This is a genomic window from Streptococcus mitis, assembly GCF_023109105.1.
GTDB classification, from domain to species: Bacteria; Bacillota; Bacilli; order Lactobacillales; family Streptococcaceae; genus Streptococcus; species Streptococcus mitis_BW.
Map to the genome: position 1 here is coordinate 1 of NZ_JALDTZ010000028.1, position 6,527 is coordinate 6,527.

Consider the following 6,527-nt stretch of genomic DNA (forward strand, 5'->3'; position numbering starts at 1 on the left):
AATTCCACCATAAAAATCCGTTTTAGACTAACTTCCACTTTGGTCAGACAAGTGGAAGTTACTCTGAGAAGTTACCAGAGTCGAAAGAAGACAATTCACTTTAACATTTTTCTTCTATAAAGTAGATAAAAATGGTACAATAATAATTTGAGGTAATAAAAATGAGATTAGACAAATATTTAAAAGTATCAAGAATTATCAAGCGTCGTACAGTCGCAAAAGAAGTAGCCGATAAAGGAAGAATCAAGGTAAATGGAATCTTGGCCAAAAGTTCAACGGATTTGAAAGTTAATGACCAAGTTGAAATTCGTTTTGGAAATAAGTTGCTACTTGTAAAAGTACTGGAGATGAAAGATAGTACAAAAAAAGAAGATGCAGCAGGCATGTATGAAATTATCAGTGAAACACGGGTAGAAGAAAATGTCTAAAAATATCGTACAATTGAATAATTCTTTTATTCAAAATGAACATCAACGTCGTCGCTATCTGATGAAGGAACGACAAAAACGTAATCGTTTCATGGGTTGGGTTCTCATTTTGATGATTTTATTGTTCATTTTACCAACTTATAATCTTGCTCAAAGCTATCACCAATTACTCCAAAGACGTCAGCAATTAGCAGACTTGCAAACTCAGTATCAAACTTTGAGTGATGAAAAGGATAAGGAGACAGCATTTGCTACCAAGTTGAAAGATGAGGATTATGCTGCCAAATATACACGAGCGAAGTACTATTATTCTAAGTCGAGGGAAATAGTTTATACGATTCCTGACTTGCTTCAAAGGTGATAAAATGGAAAATTTATTAGATGTAATAGAGCAATTTTTGAGTCTATCGGATGAAAAACTGGAAGAGTTGGCTGATAAAAATCAATTATTGCGTTTACAAGAAGAAAAGGAAAGGAAGAATGCGTAAATTCTTAATTATTTTGTTGCTCCCGAGTTTTTTGACTATTTCAAAAGTCGTTAGCACAGAAAAAGAAGTAGTCTATACTTCGAAAGAAATTTATTACCTTTCACAATCTGACTTTGGTATTTATTTTAGAGAAAAATTAAGTTCCCCTATTGTTTATGGAGAAGTTCCTGTCTATGCGAATGAAGATTTAGTGGTAGAATCTGGAAAATTGACTCCCAAAACAAGTTTTCAAATAACTGAGTGGCGCTTAAATAAACAAGGAATTCCGGTATTTAAGTTATCCAACCATCAATTTATAGCTGCGGACAAACGATTTTTATATGATCAATCAGAGGTAACTAAAACAATAAAAAAAGTATGGTTAGAATCTGATTTTAAACTGTACAACAGTCCTTATGATTTAAAAGAAATGAAATCATCCTTATCAGCTTATTCGCAAGTTTCAATAGACAAGACCATGTTTGTAGAAGGAAGAGAATTTCTACATATTGATCAGGCTGGATGGGTAGACAAGGAATTAACTTCTGAAGAAGATAATCGGATGAGTAAAGTCCAAGAAATGTTAACTGAAAAATATCAGAAGGATTCATTTTCTATTTATGTTAAACAATTGACTACTGGTAAAGAAGCTGGTATCAATCAAGATGAAAAAATGTATGCAGCTAGTGTTTTAAAACTACCTTATCTCTACTATACGCAAGAGAAAATAAATGAAGGTCTTTATCAGTTAGACACGACTGTAAAATACGTATCTGCAGTCAATGATTTTCCGGGTTCTTATAAACCAGAGGGAAGTGGTAGTCTTCCTAAAAAAGAGGATAATAAAGAGTATTCTCTAAAGGATTTAATTACGAAAGTATCAAAAGAATCTGATAATGTAGCTCATAATTTATTGGGATATTACATTTCAAATCAATCTGATGCAACATTCAAGTCTAAGATGTCTGCTATTATGGGAGATGATTGGGATCCAAAAGAAAAATTGATTTCTTCTAAAATGGCTGGGAAGGTTATGGAAGCTATTTATAATCAAAATGGATTTGTATTGGAGTCTTTGACTAAAACAGATTTTGATAATGAGCGAATTGCCAAAGGTGTTTCCGTGAAGGTAGCTCATAAAATTGGGGATGCGGACGAATTTGAGCATGATACGGGTGTTGTCTATGCAGATTCTCCATTTGTTCTTTCTATTTTCACTAAGAATTCTGATTATGATACGATTTCTCAGATAGCCAAGGATGTTTATGAGGTTCTAAAATGAGGGAACAAGATTTTTTAAATCATTTTCTCAAGAGAGGATATTTTAAAAAACATACTAAGGTGGTGCTTGCTCTTTCTGGTGGATTAGATTCTATGTTTCTATTTAAGGTATTGTCTACCTATAAAAAAGAGCTAGAAATTGAACTGATTTTAGCTCATGTGAATCATAAGCAGAGAGTAGAATCAGATTGGGAAGAAAAGGAATTAAGGAAGTTAGCTGCTGAAGCAGAGCTTCCTATTTATATCAGCAATTTTTCAGGAGAATTTTCGGAAGCGCGTGCACGACATTTTCGTTATGATTTTTTTAAAGAGGTAATGAAAAAGACAGGTGCGACAGCCTTGGTCACTGCCCACCATGCTGATGACCAGATGGAAACTATTTTGATGCGTTTGATTCGAGGCACTCGTTTGCGCTATTTGTCAGGAATTAAGGAGAAGCAAGTAGTCGGAGAGATAGAAATCATTCGGCCCTTCTTGCATTTTCAAAAAAAAGACTTCCCATTAATTTTTCACTTTGAAGATACATCAAATCAGCAAAATCATTATTTTCGAAATCGTATTCGAAACTCTTATTTACCAGAATTGGAAAAAGAAAATCCTCGATTTAGGGATGCAATCTTAAGCATCGGCAATGAAATTTTAGATTATGACTTAGCCATAGCTGAATTATCAAAGAATATTGATGTAGAAAATGTAGAGCAACTATTGTCTTACTCTGAGTCCACACAAAGAGTTTTACTTCAAACTTATCTGAATCGTTTTCCAGATTTGAATCTTACCAAAGCTCAGTTTGAAGAAGTTCGGCAAATTTTAAAAACTAAAAGCCAGTATCGTCATTCTTTAAAAAATGGCTATGAATTGATAAAAGAGTACCAACAGTTTCGGATTTGTAAAATCAGTCCGCAGGCTGATGAAAAGGAAGATGAACTTGTGTTACACTATCAAAATCAGGTATCTTACCAAGGATATTTGTTTTCCTTTGGACTTCCTTTAGAAGGTGAATCAATTCAACAAATACCTGTTTCACGAGAAACATCAATACTCATTCGTAATCGAAAAACAGGAGATGTTTTGATTCAAAATGGGCATAGAAAAAAACTCAGACGTCTATTTATTGATTTGAAAATCCCTATGGAAAAGCGAAAATCTGCTCTGATTATTGAGCAATTTGGTAAAATTGTCTCAATTTTGGGAATTGCGACCAGTAATTTGAGTAAAAACACGAAAAATGATATAATGAACACTGTACTTTATATAGAAAAAATAGATAGGTAAAAAAATGTTAGAAAATGATATTAAAAAAATTCTCGTTTCACACGATGAAATTACAGAAGCTGCTAAAAAATTAGGTACCCAATTAACTAAGGATTATGCAGGAAAAAATCCAATTTTAGTTGGGATTTTAAAAGGATCTATTCCTTTTATGGCAGAATTGGTTAAGCATATCGACACACATATTGAAATGGATTTCATGATGGTTTCTAGCTACCATGGTGGAACAGAAAGTAGTGGTGTCATCAATATCAAGCAAGATGTAACTCAAGACATCAAAGGAAGACATGTTCTATTTGTAGAAGATATCATTGATACAGGTCAAACTTTGAAGAATTTGCGAGATATGTTTATTGCAAGAGAAGCAGCTTCTGTTAACATTGCAACCTTGTTGGATAAACCAGAAGGACGTGTTGTAGAAATTGAGGCAGACTATACCTGCTTTACTATCCCAAATGAGTTTGTAGTAGGTTACGGTTTAGACTACAAAGAAAATTATCGTAACCTTCCATATGTTGGGGTATTGAAAGAAGAAGTGTATTCAAATTAGAAAGAACAATTTTTAATGAAAAAACAAAATAATGGTTTAATTAAAAATCCTTTTCTATGGTTATTACTTATTTTTTTCCTAGTTACAGGTTACCAGTATTTTAGTACAGGTAGTGTTGCAGGGAAAAGTGAGCAAATTAATTATACAGAATTGGTAAAAGAAATTACCGATGACAATGTAAAAGAATTGACTTACCAACCAAATGGTAGTGTTATCGAAGTTTCGGGTGTCTATAAAAATCCTAAAACAAGTAAAGAAGAAACAGGCATTCAGTTCTTTTCTCCTTCTGCTACAACAGTAGAGAAATTTTCAAGTATTATTCTTCCTTCAGACACTACAGTATCAGAATTGCAAAAGCTTGCTTCTGACCATAAAGCGGAAGTAACTGTTAAGCATGAAAGTTCAAGTGGTATGTGGATTAATATTCTTGTATCCATTGTACCATTCGGTATTCTCTTCTTCTTCCTATTCTCTATGATGGGAAATATGGGAGGAAATAATAGCCGTAACCCGATGAGTTTTGGACGTAGTAAGGCTAAAGCTGCAAATAAAGAAGACATTAAAGTAAGATTTTCAGATGTTGCTGGAGCTGAGGAAGAAAAACAAGAACTAGTTGAAGTTGTTGAATTCTTAAAAGATCCAAAACGATTTACAAAACTTGGAGCCCGAATTCCAGCAGGTGTCCTTCTGGAGGGACCTCCGGGAACAGGTAAGACCTTGCTTGCTAAAGCAGTCGCTGGAGAAGCAGGCGTTCCATTCTTTAGTATCTCAGGTTCTGACTTTGTAGAAATGTTTGTCGGAGTTGGAGCTAGTCGTGTTCGTTCACTTTTTGAGGATGCTAAAAAAGCAGCACCAGCTATTATCTTTATCGATGAAATTGATGCTGTTGGACGTCAACGTGGAGTTGGTCTTGGCGGAGGTAATGACGAACGTGAACAAACCTTGAACCAACTCTTGATTGAGATGGATGGTTTTGAGGGAAATGAAGGGATTATCGTCATTGCTGCGACAAACCGTTCAGATGTACTTGACCCTGCCCTTTTGCGTCCAGGACGTTTTGATAGAAAAGTATTGGTTGGTCGTCCTGATGTTAAGGGGCGCGAAGCAATCTTGAAAGTTCATGCTAAGAACAAGCCTTTAGCAGAAGATGTTGATTTGAAATTAGTGGCTCAACAAACTCCAGGTTTTGTTGGTGCTGATTTAGAGAATGTCTTGAATGAAGCGGCTTTAGTTGCTGCTCGTCGCAATAAATCGATAATTGATGCCTCAGATATTGATGAAGCAGAAGATAGAGTGATTGCTGGACCTTCTAAGAAAGATAAGACAGTTTCACAAAAAGAACGTGAATTGGTTGCCTACCATGAGGCAGGACATACCATTGTTGGTCTAGTCTTGTCGAATGCCCGCGTTGTCCATAAGGTTACAATTGTACCACGTGGCCGTGCAGGTGGATACATGATTGCACTTCCTAAAGAGGATCAAATGCTTCTATCTAAAGAAGATATGAAAGAGCAATTGGCTGGCTTAATGGGGGGACGTGTAGCTGAAGAAATTATCTTTAATGTTCAAACTACAGGAGCTTCAAACGACTTCGAACAAGCGACACAAATGGCGCGTGCAATGGTCACTGAATACGGTATGAGTGAAAAACTTGGCCCAGTTCAATATGAGGGCAATCATGCTATGTTTGGTGCACAAAGTCCTCAAAAATCAATTTCAGAACAAACAGCTTATGAAATTGATGAAGAAGTTCGTTCATTATTAAATGAGGCACGAAACAAAGCTGCTGAAATTATTCAGTCAAATCGTGAAACTCACAAGTTGATTGCAGAAACATTATTGAAATACGAAACATTGGATAGTACACAAATTAAATCTCTTTACGAAACAGGAAAGATGCCTGAAACAGTAGAAGAGGAATCACATGTCCTATCTTATGATGAAGTAAAGTCAAAAATGAATGATGAAAAATAACCCTGAGAGAGGCATGCCCTCTCTTTTTTGTGCAGTTTAGACGGTGTAGGGGACAGAACGGGAGAAAAGGTCCAAAAGTGTTTCTGAATCTGTTAGACTGTATCTAGAAAGGGGAATAGAATGTTTAAAAAATTATATGAAGAAGTCCAAGGAATTGTATATAAGTGTAGAAATGAATACTACCTTCATTTATGGGAGCTATCGGATTGGGACCAAGAGGGAATGATTTGCTTACATGAATTGATTAGTAAAGAAGAAGGGTTGGTAGAAGATATTTCTCGTTTAAGGAAATACTTCAAAACTAAGTTCCGGAATCGGATTTTAGATTATATCCGTAAGCAAGAAAGTCAAAAACGAAGATATGATAAAGAACCCTATGAAGAAGTAGGTGAGATTAGTCATCGTATCAGTGAGGGAGGACTCTGGCTGGATGATTACTATCTCTTTCATGAAACACTAAGAGATTATAGAAGCAAACAAAGTAAAGACAAACAAGAAGAGTTAGAACGCGTCTTAAGAAATGAACGCTTCCGAGGACGTCAAAGAGTGCTAAGG

Annotated in this window: 8 protein-coding genes; all 8 read left to right on the forward strand. The window is 35.3% G+C overall.

All coding sequences use genetic code 11. The annotated features are described in order from the left end of the window. The first annotated feature begins 161 nt into the window (after nucleotides 1-161). Entirely contained in the window at nucleotides 162-428 is a 267-nt protein-coding gene (locus M1F37_RS09790) for an RNA-binding S4 domain-containing protein (RefSeq protein ID WP_001234978.1), read from the forward strand. Then, the gene (locus M1F37_RS09795) at nucleotides 421-789 is read left to right on the forward strand and encodes a septum formation initiator family protein (protein ID WP_247935669.1); all 369 of its coding nucleotides are present in this window, start codon (nucleotides 421-423) and stop codon (nucleotides 787-789) included. The genes M1F37_RS09790 and M1F37_RS09795 overlap by 8 nt, the downstream gene beginning before the upstream one ends. Nucleotides 790-793: 4 nt before the next feature. Beyond that, complete coding sequence (locus tag M1F37_RS10050; protein ID WP_000429334.1) at nucleotides 794-916, forward strand: SP_0009 family protein; 123 nt, start codon at nucleotides 794-796, stop codon at nucleotides 914-916. Continuing rightward, nucleotides 909-2,177, forward strand: a complete 1,269-nt coding sequence (locus tag M1F37_RS09800) for a serine hydrolase (RefSeq protein ID WP_247935670.1) — start codon at nucleotides 909-911, stop codon at nucleotides 2,175-2,177. The genes M1F37_RS10050 and M1F37_RS09800 overlap by 8 nt, the downstream gene beginning before the upstream one ends. After that, complete coding sequence (tilS, locus tag M1F37_RS09805) at nucleotides 2,174-3,451, forward strand: tRNA lysidine(34) synthetase TilS (protein ID WP_247935671.1); 1,278 nt, start codon at nucleotides 2,174-2,176, stop codon at nucleotides 3,449-3,451. Before M1F37_RS09800 ends, tilS begins: the two co-directional genes overlap by 4 nt. A gap of 4 nt (nucleotides 3,452-3,455) precedes the next feature. Then, nucleotides 3,456-3,998, forward strand: coding sequence for a hypoxanthine phosphoribosyltransferase (gene hpt / locus M1F37_RS09810; protein ID WP_247935672.1), 543 nt, complete (start codon nucleotides 3,456-3,458; stop codon nucleotides 3,996-3,998). A gap of 15 nt (nucleotides 3,999-4,013) precedes the next feature. Continuing rightward, nucleotides 4,014-5,972, forward strand: a complete 1,959-nt coding sequence (ftsH, locus tag M1F37_RS09815; protein ID WP_247935673.1) for an ATP-dependent zinc metalloprotease FtsH — start codon at nucleotides 4,014-4,016, stop codon at nucleotides 5,970-5,972. A gap of 120 nt (nucleotides 5,973-6,092) precedes the next feature. After that, nucleotides 6,093-6,527 (forward strand): sigma-70 family RNA polymerase sigma factor (locus tag M1F37_RS09820; RefSeq protein ID WP_247935674.1); only part of this gene is annotated, 435 nt, incomplete at its 3' end.